Source organism: Ancylomarina longa (assembly GCF_003996985.1).
Classification (GTDB): domain Bacteria; phylum Bacteroidota; class Bacteroidia; order Bacteroidales; family Marinifilaceae; genus Ancylomarina_A; species Ancylomarina_A longa.
The window spans coordinates 1-787 of sequence record NZ_RJJX01000107.1 but is presented as its reverse complement, the minus strand read 5'-3'; the positions used below and the strand labels follow the sequence as shown (position 1 = coordinate 787).

Annotated in this window: 1 protein-coding gene; it reads right to left on the bottom strand. The window is 36.3% G+C overall.

All coding sequences use genetic code 11. The features are described from left to right. Nucleotides 1-773, bottom strand: a 773-nt coding sequence (locus tag DLK05_RS19070) for a hypothetical protein (RefSeq protein ID WP_498366011.1), incomplete at its 3' end; no start/stop codon positions are given. Between the last annotated feature and the right edge of the window lie 14 nt (nt 774-787).

Sequence of the window (787 nt, the reverse complement as noted above, 5' to 3'; positions counted from 1 at the left end):
CCGCCAGGGCCCAAATAACTCAATTTTCTCSCATGAACKATTTGTGTCAATGGATTWGTTCGATCCAAAACTTGAGATAATGGGTGTAAKCCGAAAAAGGATTCATAAGTRGTTGTTAAYGGAGTTGAAGTTACCAAATTCTGAGGAGTMGGTATCAATTTATGCCTAATTGCTCCGGAGATAGYTCCCTTAACTACATTTTCTAAACGARCCAGAGCCAAYCCGARYTGRTCTTGTAARAGATCCGCTACAGARCGAATACGTTTATTTTTCAAATGATTCATATCRTCAAGTGTACCCATTCCAAATTTCATYCCAATCAAATGATCSGCAGCTGCYAAYAYATCTCGYGGTAACAAAAATRTATTGTTCTGAGGTATATYAAGATTCAGTCTCCRATTMATATTTCGKCGACCAAYCCTTCCTAATTCACACCTTTGGTGAAAGAATTTTTTTTGTAATTCCTTACATAAGGATTCAGAAAATATAGGATCCCCRCCTACACAAGMAAATTGTTGATAAAACTCCAAAATRGCATTTTCTTTTGAYCCWATTTTTTTTTTCTCCTTATCGGTCAAGAAAGATAAGAAAATTTCAGGGTAGCAAACATTTTCTAGAATTTCTCGTAGATTCAAACCCATAGCTGATGATAGAACTAGAATAGATATTTTCTGTTTCCTACTCACACGAGCCCATATCCKTGCTTTTYTATCAATCTCTAATTCTAAYCTKCCTCCCCAATCTGATATTATGGTGCCSGTATAGACCGAAATTCCGTTATGGTCCA